Genomic DNA, 21522 nt, shown 5'->3' on the forward strand with positions numbered 1-21522 from the left:
GAAAAATCATCGCGCCGCATGTGCGCGCCGGCGTTGCAAAACCTCTTCAAAAATTTCGATCATCTTTTTCGCGTTTGCCTCCCAATTCCATTTGTGCTCGACGTCACGCCGCGCCCGCTCGCTGACACGCTGCCGTGCTTCTGCAGAATCGGCCAGTGCCGTGATTTTCTGGACCAACTCCGCACCGGAATCGGGGTCGAAAAGATACCCGTTGACGCCGTCATTGATCACTTCCGCAATCTGGCCCACGGCGCTGGCCAGCACCGCCTTGCCGGCAGCCATGTATTCGAAAATTTTCATCGAGGAGGCATACCAAAAATCCAATTTGGGATACGGCGCCAGGACCACGTCCATGCACGACAAATAACGCGGCACTTCTTCATGGGGCACGGTGCCGGGCAGGATCACGCGCGCGGCATATTCACCGGTTTGCAGCTCTTTACGCATCAGTTCCTGATTGGGGCCACCGCCCACCATCATAAAACTCACCTGCGGCCGCGTTGCCAAAACCTGGCGCGCCGCGGCAATCAAGTTCTCGATGCCGGTCCAGCCGACCAATGCGCCCACCCAGCCAACAACGGTTTTCCCGGCGAGGTTGTATTTCTGCACGAACTCGCGATCCCGGGGCAGCGGCCGGAATTTTTGCGGATCCGCGGCGTTGGGAATGACGTGCATCTTGCCGGCGGGAATGCCGTGTTCGATATAATAATTCTTGAGCACATTTGAAATGACAATGACCGCATCCGCAGCGCGCAAGTTGGCAAGCTCGATGCGCGCCGGCAATTTGCCCAGATGCAAATAATCCTTGCCGTAAAAGGTATTGTGCTCGAATGTCGGCGGGCAATCCGCTTCCACAACGAGAGGCAAGTTCAACAGGCGGGAGAGCCACGATCCGGAGAAATAGTAGAATTCCAGGCGGTTGAAAAACACATCGGGCTTTTGCCGCTTGAGCAGGAAATATTCCTGGCTGAGATGGCGGAAGTTGTTGACCAGGCGTTTCGGCTCATGCAGATAAGGCTGCAAGCGCGGCTTCATGCCAGCGTGATTTTTCCCGCCGAATCCGTTTTGATTTTTGGGTTGCGGCGTGCGCCACTCTAAATGCGCGGTGTGTCCCAACCGCCGCAATGCGGCAATGAACTCTTTGGCTTTGACCGCAGACCCGGCGGAGATGCCATCAATGTCCCAGAGATAGTTGAAGTACGTAATCGTCACAATTGTCTCTCACATCGTCCATAATGGCGCATCAATGGCAAGTGCTATGCCCTCACGCCCATTTGATGGCCGCCGTCCTTTGCCGCCATGTTACTAATTCCGAAGTTGCATTCTCAGTTAATTTTGGTTTTGGCCTTTGATGAGAAACGGCCCGAGCGCCAGGTAATCGAGATGGCCGAGCTGAAAGGCGCGGATGGCGTCTTCCGGCGAACAAACGATCGGCTCTTCGTGCATGTTGAAGCTGGTATTGACGATGCTCGGAATGCCGGTGAGCTTGTAATACTCCTTCAAGATGCGATAATAACTGGCATTCGATTGTTCGTCGATCAACTGCGGCCGCGCAGTGTTGTCAACGTGCACGGCTGCCGGCGATTTTGTGCGCATGAAATCCGTGCAATCGAAAGTAATCGTCATGAAGCGCGCCGGATATTCCGCACCGCTCAAATTCTTGTAGCAGCGCGGCGCTTCCTCCATCAGCGTCACCGGCGCGAACGGCATGAACTCCGTGCGTTTGAGGCGGTCGTTGAGCCATTTGTTGACCGCCGGATCGACCGCGGGATATAAGATCGAGCGGTTGCCGAGCGCGCGCGGGCCATATTCCATCGCGCCGTTGAAACGCGCCACCACTTTGTTTTGCGTCAACAATCCGGCAACTTTGACTTCGATATCCTTGTGATATTCGAACGGCACGCCTTTGTCGCGCAGCGCCTTTTCCATTTGCTTCTCGGAATAATCCGGGCCGAGATAAGCATGCGGCAGGGCGCTGCCGCGCGAGCCGTTTTGATTGATGTCGTAATACAGTGCGCCGCCGGCGCAGACGCCGCCATCGCCCATATTCGGGAAAATATAAACCCGCTTCACGCCCGGCACTTCGAACACACGCTGATTCAATTTCACGTTCGCAAAAATGCCGCCGGCCAGGCAGAAACTGTCGACTTTGTAATGTTCCATCGCATTCTTCACCAGCGTGGTCACGACTTCCTCGAAGCGACGCTGAAAGGCCGCGGCAATATCTTCACGCTTGTACTTGGCCACCAACTTGCTCATCATGCTGCTTTTGGCAAACGGCATTTTTTTATGCCAGATTTTTCCCATCATATAAGGCGCATGTACGTCCAGGCCTTCACACACCAACAGGCCTTTGATTTCATCATACACCGGTGAGGCGGGATCGCCGAACGCCGCGAGTCCGAGAATTTTTCCCTCGTGCCGGCCGCCGCGAAAGCCGAGCCAGTTGGTCAGGCTTTGGTAATAATGCCCGAGCGAATTGGGATAATAGCTGCGGTGCACGGCTCTCATCTTTTTGCCTTCACCGAGGCAAACCATCGTCGAAACGAAATCGCCCCAGGCATCGCCGGTGATCACGATAGCCTTTTCGAAGCCGCTGGTGTAATACGCCGAAGCGGCGTGCGTCAAATGATGCTCGACGCGATGCAACTGCGCTTGGGGAAACATCTCGCGCAGGCGTTTTTCGTAGCGGCGATACAGCAGCGCCATGCGCGGATAGGTTTTCATGAGCAAGCTGCCGGACATCACCAATTGTCGCGTGCGGTCGCCAAATCCCGCCCGCGCGGACTTTGAGCCGGCAAAAACGCTTTTCGGATACTTCGGAAAAATATTTTTGAAAATGTCTTCGCCCTTGCGCAGCTCGGGAATCACGACATGCTTGATGTCTTCGTGTTTCACGCCCGCGATCTGCATCACAGCCGGAATCGAGCGTGAGGGGAACTGCGTGTCCATTTTGATGCGTGACAACCGTTCTTCGCTGATTGCTGCCAGTATGCGCCCGTCTTTGACGATGACGGCGCCGGTGTCATGCCCCTGGGTGATGGAAAGGACGGCCATAAAGTCTCCTGGTTAAACGGCCGTCCGTGGTCGAAAATCAAGCGTCTCATGCTGCTCGAGGTTTGAAAAACGTTGTGATGTTTATTGTGAATAGGCAAAATCGGCCTGCGGTTGCCGCCGGCTGATTTCAAATTTTTCGCCGAACATGATCACGAAGTCAAGCGTGAAACCGAACAAATGATTGCGTTTGATGCGATAGTGTTGAATGCCGGCGTCCCGCAGAATCCCGCAAATGTCGTTGTACGACAGCAGAAACATGTAATCGCCGGCCGCCCAGCCTTTTCCCATGAGCCGCAGATAGCGCTCGAACAGCGGCTTGGGCAGATAATGCAGCAGCGGCGTGCGCGTGTGCACCTCCACCGGAAAAAAGCGGTTCGGCGTGGTGAGGTAGGCATTTTTCGCGACGCGGCGGATTTCTTTCAAGAACAGAATCTGGCGCTCGCGATCGCCCACGTGCTCGATCACCGCGTTCGACCAGCAAAGATCGAAGCTTTGATCCGGGAATGGAAAAATCTTGCCGTCATACACCTGCGCCTGAACTGCGGGATAGCGCGCGCGGAATTTCCGGTACTGGTCCACGCCCAGCGCCGTGATGTTGCGCTGATGCGGATACAGCTTTTCAAGAAGATTGTCTGTGGCGCTGTACTCTTCTTCCGCAGCGCCGACATCGAGAATCCGGGTGGTTGCCTCCGGCGCAAAAACCTGCATGAAGGTGTCGAATTTCTTGCGGCGATTTTGGCCGCTGATCCGGTATGCGAGTTTGTTTTTCCAGTCACGCATGGCGTCATCCCTTACAGCAAGGCAACAGGACAGGTCAATTCTCGATCCTGACATTTTGCGGCGCCGCCGGCGGATCGTTATCCGGCTCCGGCCCGCTGCCGTTTTGATACACAAACTTGATTGCATCCGCGACCACCGTGCCGCTTGCGCCGGCGCTCAGAATCTTCACCTCGGCGTTGCTGCCGGCAGTGAAAAGGTACGTGCCCAACGAATTCCACCTGCCAACGTTGTTGCGCTGATTCACGGTTTTGTTGGCCGAGCCGCCGGTGTGCGTGATCGTGTACGTCACGCTCGTCGCCGCGTCGCCCGAGTTGGGTTGGCCGTGCCACTCGAAAACTTCATACGGGCCGGATACTCCGATTTTCGGACGGAAAGTCGCCGTAGCCGAGCGATCGGTGGTGAGGTGCATTCCGTAGGAATTGTCCACCCACGAAGCGCAGCGCAGCGTGTAATACTGGCTCCCGCCTTCCTCACAAACCTGCTGCCATGATCCTGAAAAACTTGCCGCCGGCGATCCGGCCGTCGTGGCGCTGCGAACGTTGTCGATCACCATGTCCGCCACTACCGTTTGCGGCGTCTTCACCAAAACCACGCCGTCGCCGACGATGATCGTCGCATTGCCGTAGCCGGTAAAGCTGTGGCCGTTGAGCGTGAGCGAGGTGAATTGCTGGCCGTTGTTCATCGCCGGGTCTTGCCCGCCTTGAAAGCGCCAGTACGGCCCGGCATAACCCGGCGCGGAACGCAATTCCGCATCCGTCACCGTTGTGTTGGTGTTGCTGACGTTGGCAATCACCGCGCCCTTGTCAAAAAAGCGCACCCAGATGCCGCGCTTCACTTCGTACATGTTGCCGGTGGGATAGCCTACGTCAAGGTCGAACTCGTCATAATACTCCGTCCAATAATGTTCGCCCGACTCCCAGGTATGCAAATCGAAATACTGGCCGAAGAGCATGGCGCGCGCCAGGCCGAAGCGCATGTAGATAAAATCGTTCTTGCTCCCGCCGACACCCTTTGACGTTGGATTTGACGGATCGGTTTTGTTGTTCAACGTGAAAATCGGCGGCTGCGCTGCCCGAGAATGAAGCTGCGGCATGATGTTTTTGTCGTAATCCCAATTGAATAACCCGCCAGTGTTTTCGAAATACAAACCGTTGACCGCCGAGGCAGTCGGCAAATCTTGCGAGCCAGTGTTGATCACAATCAATTTGTTCGGCCCGAGCAGGCTGCGCAGCTTGTTGAGAAATTTGTCCACGCCCGCCACCCAGCGCTCGATCACCCAATTCTTACCCTTGCCCGGTTCAGTGAGATCGTTCTGGCCGTTGTTGTCGAGATCGACGTCCGGAAACATATTCCATTCCAGATGCAGGCGATAATAAAGCCCGTCGGAAACGATTCCTTCCGCGCCCGATTGCCGAACCAATCTTTCAAGCTCAATCGGGAAGAAATCATGTAGGCGCTGATTCGTAAAGCTCTGGCCGTTGATCGTGCCGCTCGCTGTCGGGCATAACTCCGAAAGATTCGCCCAGTAGGTATTCCCGCCGTAGAGCACGATCTTGTTTCCCTTCGAGTCGCGCAGAAACCACGAGTCCGGGAAGCCGTTCAGGTACTCATCTGCTCGATTGAAATCTCTCATGATCAGCCACATGAGATTAGGATTCAATGCGCGGATGCGGTCGATATAGGCCTTGTTATCCTGCCGCATGAAAAGCAAATCGAATTTCGCATACCATTCATCGGGCGCACCGCCCCATTGCAGTTGAGCGGTGCGCGGGAAGGGGTGATTACGGATTTGCTGCGCTGCAGCCGGCTTTGGCAAACCCAATAATGCCACAACCGGCGCCAGTACCATCAAAAAAAACGTTCCCAATTTTCGAGACCAGCACAACGGCGTGTCCTTTCGTCTCATCATTGTGATCTCATCCATGAAAGTTAAATACCCATCCTGGATGCATGTGCCCCGCCGGCGCGGGATTGTGTTGTCGAGCCGTAACTTTCATTCTCAAAATCTGCTTTGACCTGGCTTTTTATGCAACACGCGTGCCAACACATGCCCAGAAATCAACTATGCGTATTTATATATACGCACGTTGACACGTGTTAGCGTTTTACGGAAGATATGCGGATGCAAGGGTTACGAATACTTCACATTTGACTCAAAGCGTAGCAGAGCTCTCGTGTTCGCCTTTTTGATTGTTGAACTTTGCCGAAACAGTTCCAGCCTGCCGAGACAGTTCTTGAACCTGCTGTAAAAAATACGGCGACTGTGGCCGGAATTTAATCACCAACCGACCGGAATTACTGCTGTGCGCCGCGGTATTGTTGAATCAACAAACGGTCCGGTAAAGTTTGGAAACCCTTGCTGCCGAGAAAATAGTAAGACGAGGCAGCGTCAAGAGTGGCGGTCGATTTGATCGTCAATTTATCGAGATAGGGCAGCCAAAAGAAGAGCAGCCGGGTTATGAGAATAATCACGGCGCGCAGTGCCCTTTTGCTGCCGGCAAAACTCAGGAAAAAATGTTCGATCGACCACGCCAAAACGCTGCCCGCGCCGCAGGCCGCGCCGCTGGCAATTTCGTCGAATTGGCGAAACAGCCGGCGATGTCCCAAATGCGTGAAGCGGGTAAAATCATACCGCCCCATGTGAACCTGCTGCATGAACGGCGTTTCAGCATACACCAGGCCGTTGGGTTTGAGTACGCGGTAAATCTCCTGCACAACACGGGCCGGATCGACAACGTGCTCCAGCACTGCCTGAATAATCACGCCGTCAACCGATTCTGCTTGCAGCGGAATATCATGCCCATCAACCACGAGATGAATATTGGAAGCGATAAAAATTTCGGTGTTGATGAAGCGCAGCGTGGGATTTTTCAGAATTTGAGACATTCCCGCGCCCTCTGCGCCGGCGCCGATAACCAAAACGAGAGGCTGCGGAGTTCTTTCCAACAGCGCATGCGCGAATCTTGCGTAATTTTCATCAGCGCCGATGTTCTTGACGTTTTGTGGAATCAGTGCACGCAAGCGCTGAGTCAGCCCCCCTCGCTGCCTGACATGCTTGTCCAACTGCTCGCTTTGCGTGTTGGGCTGAACATAATCCTGAATCGAGAAAATCGAATTGTCTTCATTGATCAATATCGGAACGCCGCGCACACTCGGATACGATCGCCCGCACGCCGGGCATGCCAATCCCGCCGGTGCAGAATTCTCGCGACCAAGGCTTGCTTTGCACGCCGGGCAGGCCAGTAAAGCGAAAATATCAGGGTCGAGTCTAATCATTTTTTTGAATGATCTCTTTCCGATGAGGTTGAGTGCAACGGTTTTATGGCAACAGACTTTGATACGCCACCAGCATCTTGCGGTAATGCGTTTCCGGATCGAATTCGCGCTCGGCCGTTTGGCGCGCGGCACGGCCCATGGCTTTTAGCCGGGTTTCATCGCGGAGCATATCATTGATCAATACTGTCAAGGCCTGATCATCCTTGGCCTCGAAGAGGCGGCCGTTCACCCCGTCTTCGATCAGTTCAGGCATGCCGCCCATGCGCGTGGCAATCACCGGCTTGCCCATGGAGAAAGACTCGTAAATCACCAGCGGTGAATTATCATACCATTCGCTCGGTACCACCACGAATTTTGCCCGGCCGACCAATGAAACCAATTCCTGCGCCGAACGATTTCCCATGAACACAACGTTTTTGAGATCATGCTTTGCAACAAATTGTTCGAGCGCGGGGCGTTGCGGCCCGTCCCCGATTATCATCAGCTTCGAAATCGGCGCGTTGCGCAACGCTTGCAGCAGCGTCATAATGCCCTTTTCTTCGGACAAACGGCCGTAGTACGCGAAATAATCATCAAACTCCGGCGAATAGGGAAAGTCGCGCATTTCAATGGTATAAAACTGATGCCAAACCCGCTGTGCATCGACGCCGCTTTGCAACAGCTTATCACCCAAGAACCGGCTGGGCACGTGAAAGAGACGAATGACATCGTAAATCTTCATCCATTTGTGCAAATAGGATTCGGCGGCAACCATTGCGCTTGCCACGAGCGAATCTTTGTGGCAGCGTTCGAGCAGCGCATGATAAAAATTGCCAGTCACGCACTTTTCGCAAATACGGTTCTCCCGCATGATCAACAGCCGGTAACTCGGGCACACCAGTTTGTATTGGTGGCATGTTTGCATAACGGGAATGCCGTGCCGCTGAAACACGTGCAGAATCGAAGGCGATAGTTGATGATCGATCATGTGCAAATGCACGAGATCGGGCTTCACGCGATTGACGAGCTTTTCGACTTTAGCCTTGGCTTCCGTGGAATACAGCATGCGACCAAAAACCTTAGGCGCTTCCATGACTTTGTGCAGCGCGCCGTTGCCGTTATACTCGATGTAGGACACGAAATGCGCCGACCAATCCGAAGGAAAATTTTCTGGATGGTGCATCGAGAAGGGAATCACTTCATGGCCGTGACGTTCGAGAATGCGCTTCAGTTCAAAATAATAACGTTCCGCGCCGCCTTTGATGAAGTGATATTTGTCGATCATCAAAATTTTCATAGCGCCGGCTTGCTCGCATTCAGTTCGGTAGGCTGCTCGCCGCCCGGCGAGGGCGCGGCGGGTGAAGCGGTTGCTGTCGCCTCCCGCACCAGCCGGTAAATTGCGGCGGAATCCGTGGCGCGCTGGAATTCCTTCACGACAATGAGATCGAACTGCTGCTGCGCCATTTCTTTTTCGAAGTTGTTGCAGGCGAGAAAATAGGCTTCCTGCGTTTGATCCGCCGCTTGCCATGCCGCGGCAGGATGAATTTGCAAATCGCTGCGATCGAGCGCGCGGAGCATGACGAGCTTGTCCTCCGCATTCATAATTTTAACCCGACGCGCGCGCTCGCGCAATGAAATGTGGCGACGATCGAAGCGCGTTGTGCCCAATTCTTCTTCGGTAAATTCATAGAGCGCGGCATTGCTGGGCATTTCATAGCGCAAATAATTCATCAATTCTTGAAAATTTTGGTTGGAATCGAAGGCGATTTTCACGACTTCAAACGGCTCGGCCAGAGCGGGCGTTTTACCGGCAAGCACAAGTGCGAAGGGCGCCGCCAACAGCGCGGCGCCGCCAGCCAACGCCGGAATCTTTACACGCGGCCGAACGGCAAATCTCTGCCACATGAGCACAAGCGGCTGCGACAGCCGCATGATCAATACACCCATGGCGAGCGCCAGGGCAAAACCGGCTTCCAAAAGATAGCCGTTGTGATAATATTTTGCCGAAAGGAAGCAAATTAACGACGCGCCGGCCCACGCTATCGGCAAGCGGAGTTGATCATCAATGATGAACAAGTATATACAACAGAACACGAACCAGTAAATCGCAAACGGTTGCAATGCCATCAAACCGAACGCCAGGATGAACGTGAGCGGCGGCCACAGCCACTGCGCTTTATCAAAATGGAATTTGGTTTTAGCCAGACCGGCCAGATGATGCAAAACGCCGCCGCCAATAAGCGACAGCAATAGCGCGCCGGTGATGCCGCTGGTTAAGAGGCCGCCGTAATAAAAGAAGCGTTCCCGCAAGAATGCAATAATCGCCGCGACATTCGCGCCTTCCGCGAGCACCGAGCCTGCGCTGGTTTGCGGGGAAAGCGAGATCAGATAAAAACTCGGAAGCAATAATACGAGGGCAAGCCAATTATTGCGCAGAAACGCCAGGGCTTGTTTGCGTTGTTCGAGTAACACCGCTACCAAAATCGCAACCATCAACACCGGCGTGGTTTGGCGACTCATGGCCGGAGCGAGAAATACCAACATGCCCAGCAAGTGTGGCCAGCGCTGGTTTTGCAAATACGCCCAAAAGAAATAAAGCAGCGTGATCTGGTAGAAAAATGAAACCTGAATGGTCAAATGATACAAATTGTACATGGAGCCATAAAAGGCGGCCATCAACGCCAGACAACTCCACACAGCGGTGGCCAGGCCCCAGCGCTGTTCGGCCAGGCGGAACAGGAAATAAACCGCGATCATGAACAGCAAGCCGCCCACGACATAATATGGCCCCGCTGTAAGGCCAAAAAAATTCCACAGGCCCTTGACGTAAAGATAAACAAAGGGACGCCAATACGGCCCCATGCCGGGGTATTTGTCAAAGCCGTTGACAGCAGGATCCGGCGAAACGGCGTGGTAAAACGGCGAGGTGAATTCCTTTGCCCACAATATCACGGCGGAATCGTCGTGGCGAAAATACAATTGTGTGCCGATGAGCGGAACGCTGAGGAAGGGCAACAACGCCAATGCGAGCAGCAACAGGCGGGAGGGAGGCGCGGACGAAGCTCCCGGATTTTGTTTATGATTGCGATAAATTCGTTTCATGAGGTTGTGGCGAGCGTTTGTTCTTTTGCGCGAGCGCCATTTGTTTTTGTTTGAACAACATCACACGTTTCAAGCGGCTGACGGCGAACAGCAACGCGAGAACGAGCCAAAAGTAAGATTGCACACCGTAATTAATCCAAAAATCCGGGCCGACCCATGCGGCCAGGCAAAAACCAAGCATGCCGGCGAGCGCCCCGCGCGCATAATTGGCACAGTAGAGCACGCTGGACCGGCTCACCGCCCAAATTTCACGGAGGATCTCGAGCATGAACCATAGAAAACAGAGCAGCCCAGGAATGCCGATTTCGGCCGCGATCAACATGTAGACATTGTGCACGAAAATCACCGAAGCATAAAAACGATCGTTGTTATAACCCACGCCGATTACGGGGTTGCTCAGAATCAAAGGGATGGCTTCGTCGATTTGCTCGCCGCGGCCTTCGAGCTGACCTTCCGCGTCATCCTGGAACACGCGATCATAAATTTTGGGCGCAAATTTTATCGACAACAACCCGACACCCAAAAAAGCCAGCGCCAGCAAATTCGACAGAATGCGGCGAATTTTCACGCCGCGCTTGGTGAAATCGACGGCCAGCATGATCAATAAGCCAAAAACCAAGCCGCCCCACGAGCCGCGATTATAACTGGCCAGCAACGCCACGAGGCCGATGCCGAACGTCGCGAAACCGTACATCATCCATTTGGCGTTGCGCTCCGCCATCGCGTTGATGAGATAGCGCAGCGCGAGCGGCAGGGTGAGCAGCAAAAACATGCCGTAGTGATTGGCATGAAAAAACGTGCCCTTCGCGCGCCACCACATGTAGGATTGATAATGATCGATGACGCCGATCTTGAAAAAAGGGAATTTGTATTGCAGCAGCCCGATCATGCTCTGTACGATGATCGCGGCCATCAAGCAGCCCACGTAAAAGCGCACGTCGCCGGACGTTTTCACCGTGCGCAGCACGGCAAAGAACATGATCACATCGAACGCGAACATCACGAACGGGGCGCGCGCCATATTCGGGTCGATCGCTTTGGTGACGGCGAGCGCAGCAAAGAATAGCATGCCAAGCCACGGCCACAGCACGCGCGGCTTGGGATGTTTGATATCGCGTTTCGGTTCAATGAACGAATAAATCAGCAGTGCGAGAAAGGCGAGGTAGCTGAGCGTAATTACAGCGCCGAAGTAGGTAAGCAGCAATTCGATTTGGAAGCCGGCGGTAATGGTGCCGTACGCAAGCAAAAATCGGCGCCGATTCGTTGTGAGCAGAAAGCCGGCAATAAAAATAGCGGCAAAAAAAACAACTCCGATGATTCTTGTTTTGAACAGCAATGGTTCCATCACGATTTCCTGTGTGCGGCCGCAAGAAACAAAGTGTCACGTTTGTGCATCATTCTTTTGCATTAAGCAAATTTCAATCCAAGAATACAAATACGCCACAGATTAATTTATGCTCGGCAACTATGATTTTAAAGAGATTGGCAGGGTAACACTTGTTCAATAATAAAGAAAACAGGCGTTTCGTCGAATAAACTGCCCTATCGTGAACGACTGTTTCAATGTGAAACTTTCGCGACAGCGCAAACTGAGGTGCCAAAAGGCCTGATGATGAACCGCCCGAATCTCTCTTCCGTGTGCGTTATATAGGTGAGCATGGAATTCAATAGACCGAAGTTTAGGGTAAGGTCGGAACTGGCCTTGGCAGCATCTTGCTTGCCGCTGCGCAACACCCGGCGAACGAGGGCGAGCGCCGGTAAAAACATCATGTAGCGGTATTCGAGGCGCAGCGGCTCGAAGCCCGCCGCCCGCAATTTTTGCCGCAAGCTTTTGGCGGTATAGCGGCGTTGCGTCGAGACGGCTTGATCGTGTTCGCCGCGCAACCATTCGTAGGCCGGCAAGTTCAAAATGAGCGCACCGCCGGGCCGCAATACCCGTTTGAATTCTCGCAAGGCATTGACTTCATCATCGTCGTGCAGCAAATATAAAACATCCGCACAAATAATGCCGGTGAAACTGTTGGAGGAATACGGCAAATTTGTTACGGACGCGCAGCACAATTTATTGAACATGTGATCGCGATTGCAAGCGAATTGCAGTCCGGAGAGGGAGAGGTCAAAGCCGAGGGATTTGTAGTTCAACGATTGCAACAAAGCCAATGTCGCGCCCGTGCCGCATCCGGCATCCAATAGCCATCCGTCATTGGAAACATATCGGCGGACGACATGCTCGAGCCAACAGCGCAGCGCGCGGTACCACCAATGCGAATTCTCCGCTTCGAACATGATACGGTATTCTTGCGGGAGCATGAGGGTTGAGGTTGAGGAGGCCGCCATCGGAACAACCTTTCGGGATTCTTATCTGCGATTTTCTCTCGTGAACAGAAGTGTTACCAGCAGGCAAATGCGAAAATCACCGGTGATAAAATTCCCGGACACATGCCGCCACGAACTCGATTTCATCTTCTCGAATCTCGGGGTAGAGCGGCAGCGACACGATTTCCTGGGCGGCCTTTTCCGCTTCCGGCAAAGCGCCGAGCGGCAGGTTTAAATCCTGGTAGGCTTCCTGGCAATGCACCGGCACGGGATAGTGAATGATGGTTTGAATGCCGCGTTCGGCCAAAAAGGAACAAAGTTCATCGCGCCGGTCACAGCGAATGACATAAAGATGAAACACGTGTTCGCCCCACGTCATCGTCTGCGGTAATACTATTGGCAAGCCCTGCAGCAGTTGATCGTAGAGCCGCGCCAGCTCTCGCCGCCGGGCATTCCAATAATCAAGGTAGAGCAGCTTCCTCCGCAGAACGGCAGCTTGCAACTCATCCAACCGGCTGTTGAAACCCTTGGTCGCATGATAATAACGCTTGGTTTGTCCGTAATTGCGCAACAGCCGCAAACGTTCGGCAATCTCAGGATCATTGGTGCATACAAAACCGCCGTCGCCGTAAGCGCCGAGATTCTTGCTGGGATAGAAGCTGAAGCAGCCCGCCTCACCATAAGTTCCGGCCTTGCGCTGTTCAAAGGTTGCGCCGTGCGCCTGGCAGGCATCTTCCACCACACGAAGATTGTGCTTCCGCGCGATTTCAAGCAAGGGCGAAAGGTTCGCCGTTTGCCCGTAAAGATGCACAGGCAGCAAAACTTTCGTCGCCGGCGTGATCACCGCCTCGACTTGTGAAACATCCATCGTGTAGGTTGCCGGATCGATATCCACCAACACGGGTTTGGCGTTTGCGAATGAAATTGCGGAGATCGTCGGTACCGCCGTATTCGGCACGGTGATGACTTCGTCGCCCGCAGTAACGCCGCAGGCGAGCAGGGCCAGATGCAACGCTTCGGTGCCGGAGCCGACACCCACGCCATGCCGCGCGCCAAGATAAGCGGAGAATTCCTGCTCGAACGCCTCGCCTTCTTCTCCCAAAATAAACCAGGCGCGGTTGAACACACGCGCCAGGGCTTCATCAATTTCATTTTTCATCGCCGTATGCTGGCGGGACATGTCAAGAAAACTGATTTTCATCTTTGGGCCAATACTCGTTTTTGTGTTGTTGGAAATATTTCACGGTGCGTTCCAGGCCGTCGCGCAATCTCACCTGCGGCTCCCACCCCAGCACGCTGCGGATCTTTTCATAATTGCCGTAATAATCGCCAATGTCGATCCGTTTTTTTTCCTCCGGGAACGGTATGATTTTGTAGGAACCGGTGCCGGTGATCTCGATCAACATTTCGACAAAGCGCAAGAGGCTGAACACTTCCATGCCGCCGAGGTTGAAGGCCTCGCCATTGGCGCGCTCATCTGCCGCAGCGAGCAGGAATGCGTCGACGACATCATCAACATAGTTGTAATCCCGGCGCTGTTTGCCATCCCCAAATATTTTGATTTCTTCGCCATTGATTGCCTGGCGAATAAAGACACCGATAAACCCCTGGCGATTGTGTTTCATCAGCATGCGCGGGCCATAGGTGTTGGTCAAGCGCAGCGAGCAGGCGCGAATGCCGTAAACGTTGTTGTAGAGCAAATGATAGGTTTCGCCCGCAATTTTGTTGATGCCGTTGACATCGGTCGGAATCATCAAATGGCGTTCGTCGACGGGCAAATATTGCGGCTTGCCGTATTGCTGCCGCGTTCCGGCGAAAATGATCTTGACCTCGGGATTGAACTTGCGGCAGGCTTCGAGAATCGAAAGCTGGCTGATGCAATTGATCTCAAGATCGTTGTAGGGGTTTTCCATACTGTCGATATGGCTGACCTGCCCGGCGAGGTTGAAAATGTAATGCTGGCCGCGCACGAGATAATTCATAGTCGGGCGCGTGCGCACGTCCGCGATATTGATGCGGATGCGTTCTTCATAACCGCGCAGATTGAAAAAATTGCCGCCGTAGTCATCGATCAACGAATCGACCACAGTTACGCGAGCTCCCATCTCCGCCAAGCGAATCGCCAGGTTGGACCCGATGAAACCCAACCCGCCGGTGATCATGACGTTTTTGTCATGAAACGATTTCGTGAGCTCGAGCATGAACGGGATGTTTGAGTTGGGATTGTTTTTTGACGACCAGACGCCACCATAATTTGGTGAGATCGACGCCCACGCGCGCAATGCGCCGGAACTTGAAAAACGTCGATTTGCCGCTGGCGCGATGAAAATGTGTCACCGGCACTTCTGCAAAGCGGCACCCGACATCGTGCATTTTTTTGATCATCTCGACACAGATCACGCCGCTGTTGTGTTCAAGATGGATGCGATCAAAAATGCCGCGCCGCATCAGCCGGAAATCGCAATCCACATCGCGAATGGTGAAGCCGAAAGCCAGCTTGGTGACGGTATGATACAGCTTTCCAATGACGATGCGATACCAGGGGTCGTTCCGCTTGATTTTGTACCCGTTGACGATATCGATGCCGGGGCGCATCGCAGACACGAGTTTTTTTAACTCGCGCACGTCGTACTGCGCATCACCATCGGTGTAAAAAATATAATCCTTCGTGGCAGCGTTAAACCCGCTTTTCAGCGCGCCCCCGTATCCCCGGTTTATCTTGTGATGAACGACGCGAAGCTGGGGGAAGTTTTTCTCAAGAAAGTTGAGCACCTCTAGCGTGCTCTCGCCGCTGCCATCGTTGACTAAAATGACCTCGAAGTCGCTGGTAATTTGCTCGGCGGTCGCAATTGCCAGCGCTGCCATGCTTCCGATCGTTCCCCAGTCATTGTAGACCGGGAAAAAAATCGACAAGCTGATGCCGTTCGTGCTGTGTTCCATGGGCGTGAGAATTGTTGGTCATGGCTCAGCTCTGATACGTCATGAAAATTCCCACGCTCATCAATCCAATCCCGATCCATCGAGTCACGGTCATTTGTTCGTCGAAGAGCCACCAGGACAGCACCAAAATCAAAATGTAACTCAAGGTGGTTGATACCGGAAAGGCAAGGCTTAATTCGAAACGCGAGAGCACGACAATCCACAATGTCGCGCTGATTCCCGCGCTCAACACCCAACCCATGAGATAGGGGTTGAGCAGCAACGCCGTCAGCGTTGAAAGTAACTGCGTCGGATCAAGGCTGAAACGCTGGGAGGCTGTCGCCTTTTTGAGCAGCAACTGGCCGGTAATGGTGGTGGCAATCGAGATCAGAAAGATGATGTTTGCATAGGTCTTGCTCATGGCACCTTCAGAGCGAAATTAATGAGATGATCATGCAAGCATCTTAACATTAATTTAATCAACAACAATTGCTTGCCACTTCAATTACCAACAGTTTCATGCAGATGCGGAACGATTTTGCTCGCCAAAGCCAAGCGTTTCATCCAGGAGGTAAAGTGGCCGGCGCTTAACTTCATCAAAAATACGCCCCAGATATTCACCGATGATGCCGATGGTAATCAATTGAATGCCACCTAAGAAAAGCACGGCAATGATGAGGGAGGCGAAACCCGGTACGTATGAGCTTGGCACGAACAGGCGTTTATAAAGTTGCACCAACGCCGCGACGAATGATATGCCGGAGGTGATAAAACCCAGAAGGGCGGCCATGCGGAGCGGCGCGTACGAAAATGAAACGAATCCATCCACCGCAAGCTTGATGAGCTTGTACAGCGTGTAGTGCGTCTCACCACCAAACCGTTCGTCCCGTTCGTAGGCCAGGCCGATTTGCCGGAATCCCACCCAGCTTCGAATGCCGCGCACAAAACGGTTGCGCTCCGGCATGGCGCGCATGACGCTCACGACTTTTTGATCCATGATGCAAAAATCGCCGCTATCGAGCGGAACGTCGATATCCGCGATGCGCTTGAGGATGCGATAGAAGGCGGCATACGCGGCGCGCTTGAAAATATTTTCTTTTCGCTTGGTGCGAATGGCATACACCACGTCATAGCCGTCGCGCCATTTGGCGATAAATTGCGGCAGGCATTCCGGCGGATCCTGCAAATCCGCGTCCATGACGATCACGGCGCTGCCCGTTGCAAAGTCAAGCCCCGCGCTTACCGCGGTTTGATGGCCGAAATTGCGGGTGAAACTCACGAGCTTGATGCGCGGATCGCGATGATGCAGCTCGCGCAACAAGTCGCGCGAACGATCGCGGCTGCCGTCGTTGATAAAAATAATTTCGTAAGGCTCGCCTAACGTTTCCAAAACTTTCGTGAGGCGTTCATAGATCATCGGTATGTTGGCTTCTTCATTGTAGACGGGCAGCACGATCGAAAATGTGACTTTCGTGCGCGCCGCGGCTTCCTTACGCTCTGGCATCGCTCCACCCTCTGCTTTCACATGCCGGACGCCTTTAACCGCGCCGATTTCAAAATGGCTAATTTCGTGCAACAGATCATTCTCCTCGACTAACTTTCCTGATTGGACACAGCCATGCCGCATGTACAGTCATTTCGCTTTTGCCGGTCCTTGAGATGCGCAATTACTTTAGTCTGAATACTTTTGTGCTATTGTTCTTTCTTGGAAGTCTCCTCGCTTCCCGGCGTGAGCGCTGCGAACCGGTAGATGATCGTTCGCAGCCCGGGGGCTTGCGTCTCGTCATAAATCGCCGTCAACTCCGGCGGCGCCGTGGCCGGATCATTGAGCTGCAACAAATTGGGAAAATGCGAGGCGTAACGTTCGGCCCACACCACATGCGTCACGCCGCGATAATGCGCATATTGCGCGAGCCGCGGCCATTCGTTCTGTGAAAAGGTTGCGCCCGAGCGAATGTTATGATTTCCTGCATAAAAATTTATCGCTTTATTGTAACTCATCAAAACCGGTGCGGCGCCCGCATGTTGGCGCAGCCATTGCCCCGCCTGCTTAAGCTCGATCGCCTCGCTCCAAAAATCAACGTCATGCGGTGAGCGCTGCACGATGCTGCCGAGTTGGGTTAGAAACGCGAAGATCATCACCACGCCAGCGGCCCCAGCCCAGGCAAGTCGCTGCGACCCAAGTTTTTTTATAATGTTGTTCGAAGTGAATTGCGTGAATATCTCCAAAAACCAGCTTTTGAGCGTGATTATACCGCGTCCAATCCAGATCGTCGCGATCGGCAATAATGCGGTCAAATAGCGTTCATTGATATGAAACAACGGGACTACAATAAACCAAAAGAAGCCGACAAAACACAGTAAGTATAAACTCAAGCGCATTTGTTCGGCGCGCCACGCGCTGCCGAACAAACCAAGAATGAAAGGCACGAGTAAACCCAGCGAAAAGATTGCCGCCAGTTCGGAGCGTGTCAACCGATAAAAATGTGTTGCATACTTTTTAAGCAATAGTCCCAATGAATTTTGGATCGGCGGGCCGCCCTGTTTGGCGGTTGCCTGCACAAAATCGCCGTCGTGATAAATTTGATCGTTGGGATAAGTGCGGTTATCCTCTGACAGCGAATCAAAGGTTCCGAGTTTGCCGGGCGAGAAATATTGCGCTTCCAACTGCTGCACGGCTGCTCCTTTTGCGCTCAAGGTCCAGCGGCCGGTTTCGCCGTGGAGATAAAAAATGTAAGGAAACGCCGTTAGGAGCCAAGCCAGGGCAGCGATCACCCCCAGTTTGAGCGCTGCATTTTTTTGTTTTTGAAATAACTGAACGCCAAACAGAAGGCTGGCAAATACACAATAGACGATCAAGAAGCCTACGCCCTCCGGCCGCGTCAAATAGGCCAGCCCGATAAATACGCCCGTTGCGAAAGCGCGCAGCAGTGAGCCGCGTTTAAGCGCTTCCCAGCCCGACCAAACGCCCAAACAGGCGAACAGCATGTAAGAAGGCTCTGCCAGCGCACTGGTTGAAGCGAAGGCCATGGGCGGGTAAAGGGCGAGCACGGCAGCCGCGCATAACGCGCTTGCCCTTCCCACGAGATCGACGCCCAAGCGATAAATCGGCCAGAGCAACAGTGTGCCGCAAATGACATTAACGAAACGACCGGCCAGTTCCACCTCCGAGGTGAGCGCGGCCATAAGCCCGGCCAGCATCGGATACATGGGCGACCAAAAGGGATGCAGCCAGTTCTTAAATTCTCCGGCAATGAAGCTCGCTGCCAGATTGAGATAATGAGGCTCGTCCCAGCCGACGGCGTAGCGAAAGTTGAGCAGGAAAAGGCGAAACAATAATGCCGCCAACAGCAAGCCCAGAAAGGGCCAATCGAGGTGTTTTTTTGAATTCATTTAAAAGCGCATTTGATTTTTGGGAAGGAACCTTGCCTTAGCCATCAAAAAATTCGCCCTCAGAACTTCGAGCCTCCCTGTTTACAGACCCAGGGCTTGGGACTGGGGGTTCTATTCTGCGGGCGATAGGATAAAATCACAAAACTCAGGATCTCAGCTCAAGAATTTCGCTGAGACATGTCATGGAATAACTTTTCGTAATCGTCGGCGATTTTTTCCCAGGTATATTCACGTTTGATGATTTCAACGGCCTTTCGCGCTGCTTGTGTTACCGCCTCGGGATGATCCAGCAAATACTGCATTTTTGTTGCCAGGTCGCCGTTCTCTTTCGTGCTGAAGAAATAACCGGCGTCTTCCAGCACTTCGCGATGTTCCGGCACATCGTTCGCCAGCACGCAATTGCCGAACCCCATGCCCTCGAGCAACGCCGGATGGGTGCCGCCGACTTCGGTTGCCTGCACGTAAAAATAGGCATTCGATTGCAGCTCGCGATAGCCGTGGCCGAACACATAACCAGTGAAGAGAATGCGTGCGTCTTTAGTTGCCTTGAGATTTTCAATATAGTCTGAACTGTAGGGCGCATCGCCAACCATCACCAGGCGTTTGTTGGTCTTCACCTGTTCAAATGCTTTAACCACGAGATGGGCATTGTTTTCCGGCTCGAAGCGGCTGACGTAAAGAACATAATCGCCTGCCTGCAAGCCGTATTTTTTGAGCGTGTCGTTTGCCGGCACTTTTTCCGTGGGCGCGCCATAGGGAATAAACACAGAATCTTTCTTGAATTTTTCCAGATAATAGCGCTTGATAAACTTGGAATCGGTAACTACGACATTGGCAAGCTTGGTGGAGAGCCACTCGGAAATTTTGTAATACCATTGGCCAAGCTTGTTCCATTTCTTACGCTGCCATTCCAGTCCGTCGACATTGATAGCCACCTTTTGCCCGAATAAGCGGGGAATGATGCAAAAGGCAGCGTTGGCGCTGTTGCAAACCAAAATCGCGTCGAATTTTTCTTTGAGGGCAGCGTGCCAGGCGCAAAGAAACGTGTGCGCTACGGTATCGAGATATTTGTGGCTGATCGTCGGCAAAATTACCAGACGCACGCCCTGGTAGTAGGGCGCATTGAATTTGATATTATTAGAGCGGCCATACACCGTAACGTGATGCCCGCGCTTGACCAAACGCGTGGCCAAATGTTCCGCAAATGTTTCAAACCCGCCATAGTTTGCGGGAATTCCCCGAATTCCCATGATTGCAATGTTCATAAATGATCCACAAGCTTTCCTGTATGCCACCTTCTCAGAATTGCGTCTCTGTTTTCTTGCCCGAGGCTGGTTGCGGCGGATAGCGATAAACCAGTACGGTGCTGTTGACCGTCGTCAGCGCGCGTTCAAAATTGGAGACAATATACTCGCGCATCGGCACGGGCACGAATACGGGGGCCTCCAGCATTTTATATTGTTGCCCCAGCATCCAAATCGTCTTCTTCTCTGCCACCAGCCTTTGCAACTGTGCCAAATCTTTGATGTAGGGCTTGCCCGAGTACAAGTCAAAATACTCGCCCTTAGCATCCTTGAGATTGCTGCCCATCGACAGATCAAGGTCGGCAAAATTGAGATCATAATCAACCCTGCCGAGATAGTGCAGCGTACCGAGGGCATCGGTCGAGATGATCACATCACTGCTGTCGCTGTGTTCGCGCACGAATTGGCAGGCTTCCCGCCATTCTTCCATGTACATCGCGCCGTTGAAGCTGCCGTCTTCGCTGGCGGGAATGCGCCGCGCCAGCCGCACCGAAGGCGTGATCGGCAGCCAAACGAGAAACACGCAGAAGACGATTGCTGCAATAACGCCCTGCGACAGCCGCGATTTTGAAAACCACCGGCTCTTGATCGTTTCGAGTTCAGACGCCATGATATTCGAAAACGCAAAAGCACAGAGCATGATGAAGAACGCATAAACATGAAACAGATATTGGAAATGCCGATACGAAAACGCTGTCATGAACATGAACAGCGTGCTCACGAACAAAGATAAAACATAAATGCCGTCGCGATGCATGCGGGCCAATACCTGATAAGCGCCGATAACGAACAGCACCCCCATGGGAAAATTGTAGTGATCGAACATAAAATCGAAAAAGAGCATGCGTTTCTGAAAGCGCGTGCCTTCCGCCCATTTGGGCATGAAGCCCAGCGCGTAATCGAGAAACGCGCGCAATGCCGGCACGGTCACTAGCGCGACAATCGGTACAAAAATAAGAATCCAAAAAACGATGAAATATTTTCCCCGCATGGCCTGTATCAGTCCCTGGTTGCGCCACTGCACGATTGCCATGATGCCGGTGTAGAATATCAGGCCGACAACAAAAAGCGCGGTGAGATCGTGCACTTTAAAAGAAATCAACAAGGCAATCAGCGCGATCAGCAGCCAAAAGACATTTAAATTCCATGCCGCCAGCAAGCGTTGCAGCCAGGCATTGCGCAGGAACTTTTTCTGCCATTCACCGAAGAGGCCGCCGCCCTCGCTTTCGAAGCCGCGATAGAAGGCATAGCTTCCGAGCAGAAACAAAAACTGAAACAGCGTGTACATGCGCGAGAGGCGAGACCAGCCAATCTCAAACGGTGAAATGGCGGTAAAAAGCGCCGCCAGCAAGGCCGTTTGCACGCCAAAGAAGCGGCGCGCGATCAAAAATACGGC

The 21522-nt window shown here is 53.2% G+C and carries 16 protein-coding genes; all 16 read right to left on the minus strand.

Features of this window, described 5'->3' with window-relative positions; genetic code table 11:
- Positions 1–6: 6 nt before the first annotated feature.
- Positions 7–1212: a glycosyltransferase family 4 protein gene (locus tag FBQ85_02620; protein MDL1874056.1), complete on the minus strand. Its 1206-nt coding sequence runs from the start codon at positions 1210–1212 to the stop codon at positions 7–9.
- A 117-nt stretch (positions 1213–1329) separates the two neighbouring features.
- The gene (locus tag FBQ85_02625) at positions 1330–3057 is read right to left on the minus strand and encodes a carbamoyltransferase (GenBank protein MDL1874057.1); all 1728 of its coding nucleotides are present in this window, start codon (positions 3055–3057) and stop codon (positions 1330–1332) included.
- Between the two features lie 81 nt (positions 3058–3138).
- On the minus strand, positions 3139–3837 hold the full coding sequence (locus FBQ85_02630; GenBank protein MDL1874058.1) for a class I SAM-dependent methyltransferase: 699 nt from the start codon (positions 3835–3837) through the stop codon (positions 3139–3141).
- Between the two features lie 34 nt (positions 3838–3871).
- Positions 3872–5761 (minus strand): hypothetical protein, encoded by a 1890-nt coding sequence (locus tag FBQ85_02635; GenBank protein ID MDL1874059.1) that lies wholly within the window; start codon positions 5759–5761, stop codon positions 3872–3874.
- A gap of 371 nt (positions 5762–6132) precedes the next feature.
- Complete coding sequence (locus FBQ85_02640; GenBank protein MDL1874060.1) at positions 6133–7113, minus strand: methyltransferase domain-containing protein; 981 nt, start codon at positions 7111–7113, stop codon at positions 6133–6135.
- 43 nt (positions 7114–7156) lie between these two features.
- Positions 7157–8620: a glycosyltransferase family 4 protein gene (locus FBQ85_02645; GenBank protein ID MDL1874061.1), complete on the minus strand. Its 1464-nt coding sequence runs from the start codon at positions 8618–8620 to the stop codon at positions 7157–7159.
- A 1548-nt stretch (positions 8621–10168) separates the two neighbouring features.
- A complete protein-coding gene (locus tag FBQ85_02650) occupies positions 10169–11539 on the minus strand; it encodes a hypothetical protein (protein ID MDL1874062.1) in 1371 nt (456 codons plus the stop codon).
- Between the two features lie 215 nt (positions 11540–11754).
- Positions 11755–12531 (minus strand): methyltransferase domain-containing protein, encoded by a 777-nt coding sequence (locus FBQ85_02655; protein MDL1874063.1) that lies wholly within the window; start codon positions 12529–12531, stop codon positions 11755–11757.
- Positions 12532–12607: 76 nt separating this feature from the next.
- On the minus strand, positions 12608–13711 hold the full coding sequence (locus FBQ85_02660) for a DegT/DnrJ/EryC1/StrS family aminotransferase (protein MDL1874064.1): 1104 nt from the start codon (positions 13709–13711) through the stop codon (positions 12608–12610).
- Positions 13692–14711, minus strand: a complete 1020-nt coding sequence (locus FBQ85_02665; protein MDL1874065.1) for an NAD-dependent epimerase/dehydratase family protein — start codon at positions 14709–14711, stop codon at positions 13692–13694. Before FBQ85_02665 ends, FBQ85_02660 begins: the two co-directional genes overlap by 20 nt.
- Positions 14683–15450, minus strand: coding sequence for a glycosyltransferase family 2 protein (locus tag FBQ85_02670; GenBank protein MDL1874066.1), 768 nt, complete (start codon positions 15448–15450; stop codon positions 14683–14685). The genes FBQ85_02665 and FBQ85_02670 overlap by 29 nt, the downstream gene beginning before the upstream one ends.
- A gap of 25 nt (positions 15451–15475) precedes the next feature.
- The gene (locus tag FBQ85_02675) at positions 15476–15850 is read right to left on the minus strand and encodes a hypothetical protein (protein ID MDL1874067.1); all 375 of its coding nucleotides are present in this window, start codon (positions 15848–15850) and stop codon (positions 15476–15478) included.
- Between the two features lie 96 nt (positions 15851–15946).
- On the minus strand, positions 15947–17056 hold the full coding sequence (locus FBQ85_02680; protein MDL1874068.1) for a glycosyltransferase family 2 protein: 1110 nt from the start codon (positions 17054–17056) through the stop codon (positions 15947–15949).
- Between the two features lie 65 nt (positions 17057–17121).
- Positions 17122–18822, minus strand: a complete 1701-nt coding sequence (locus FBQ85_02685) for a glycosyltransferase family 39 protein (protein MDL1874069.1) — start codon at positions 18820–18822, stop codon at positions 17122–17124.
- 158 nt (positions 18823–18980) lie between these two features.
- Positions 18981–20087 (minus strand): glycosyltransferase family 1 protein, encoded by a 1107-nt coding sequence (locus FBQ85_02690; GenBank protein ID MDL1874070.1) that lies wholly within the window; start codon positions 20085–20087, stop codon positions 18981–18983.
- A gap of 34 nt (positions 20088–20121) precedes the next feature.
- Positions 20122–21522 (minus strand): hypothetical protein (locus FBQ85_02695; GenBank protein MDL1874071.1); only part of this gene is annotated, 1401 nt, incomplete at its 5' end.

This window comes from Cytophagia bacterium CHB2 (assembly GCA_030263535.1).
In the GTDB taxonomy this organism is placed as follows: Bacteria; Zhuqueibacterota; Zhuqueibacteria; order Zhuqueibacterales; family Zhuqueibacteraceae; genus Coneutiohabitans.

Bases quoted from the DNA above. Each gene is read 5' to 3' on its own strand.
- FBQ85_02625 (MDL1874057.1), bottom strand. From the start codon at position 3,057: ATGGCCGTCCTTTCCATCACCCAGGGGCATGACACCGGCGCCGTCATC.
- FBQ85_02630 (MDL1874058.1), bottom strand. From the start codon at position 3,837: ATGCGTGACTGGAAAAACAAACTCGCATACCGGATCAGCGGCCAAAAT.
- FBQ85_02635 (MDL1874059.1), bottom strand. From the start codon at position 5,761: ATGGATGAGATCACAATGATGAGACGAAAGGACACGCCGTTGTGCTGG.
- FBQ85_02640 (MDL1874060.1), bottom strand. From the start codon at position 7,113: ATGATTAGACTCGACCCTGATATTTTCGCTTTACTGGCCTGCCCGGCG.
- FBQ85_02645 (MDL1874061.1), bottom strand. From the start codon at position 8,620: ATGGCAAGCGGCGGATCAAACGCAGGAAGCCTATTTTCTCGCCTGCAA.
- FBQ85_02650 (MDL1874062.1), bottom strand. From the start codon at position 11,539: ATGGAACCATTGCTGTTCAAAACAAGAATCATCGGAGTTGTTTTTTTT.
- FBQ85_02655 (MDL1874063.1), bottom strand. From the start codon at position 12,531: ATGGCGGCCTCCTCAACCTCAACCCTCATGCTCCCGCAAGAATACCGT.
- FBQ85_02660 (MDL1874064.1), bottom strand. From the start codon at position 13,711: ATGAAAATCAGTTTTCTTGACATGTCCCGCCAGCATACGGCGATGAAA.
- FBQ85_02665 (MDL1874065.1), bottom strand. From the start codon at position 14,711: ATGCTCGAGCTCACGAAATCGTTTCATGACAAAAACGTCATGATCACC.
- FBQ85_02670 (MDL1874066.1), bottom strand. From the start codon at position 15,450: ATGGAACACAGCACGAACGGCATCAGCTTGTCGATTTTTTTCCCGGTC.
- FBQ85_02675 (MDL1874067.1), bottom strand. From the start codon at position 15,850: ATGAGCAAGACCTATGCAAACATCATCTTTCTGATCTCGATTGCCACC.
- FBQ85_02680 (MDL1874068.1), bottom strand. From the start codon at position 17,056: ATGCGGCATGGCTGTGTCCAATCAGGAAAGTTAGTCGAGGAGAATGAT.
- FBQ85_02685 (MDL1874069.1), bottom strand. From the start codon at position 18,822: ATGAATTCAAAAAAACACCTCGATTGGCCCTTTCTGGGCTTGCTGTTG.
- FBQ85_02690 (MDL1874070.1), bottom strand. From the start codon at position 20,087: ATGAACATTGCAATCATGGGAATTCGGGGAATTCCCGCAAACTATGGC.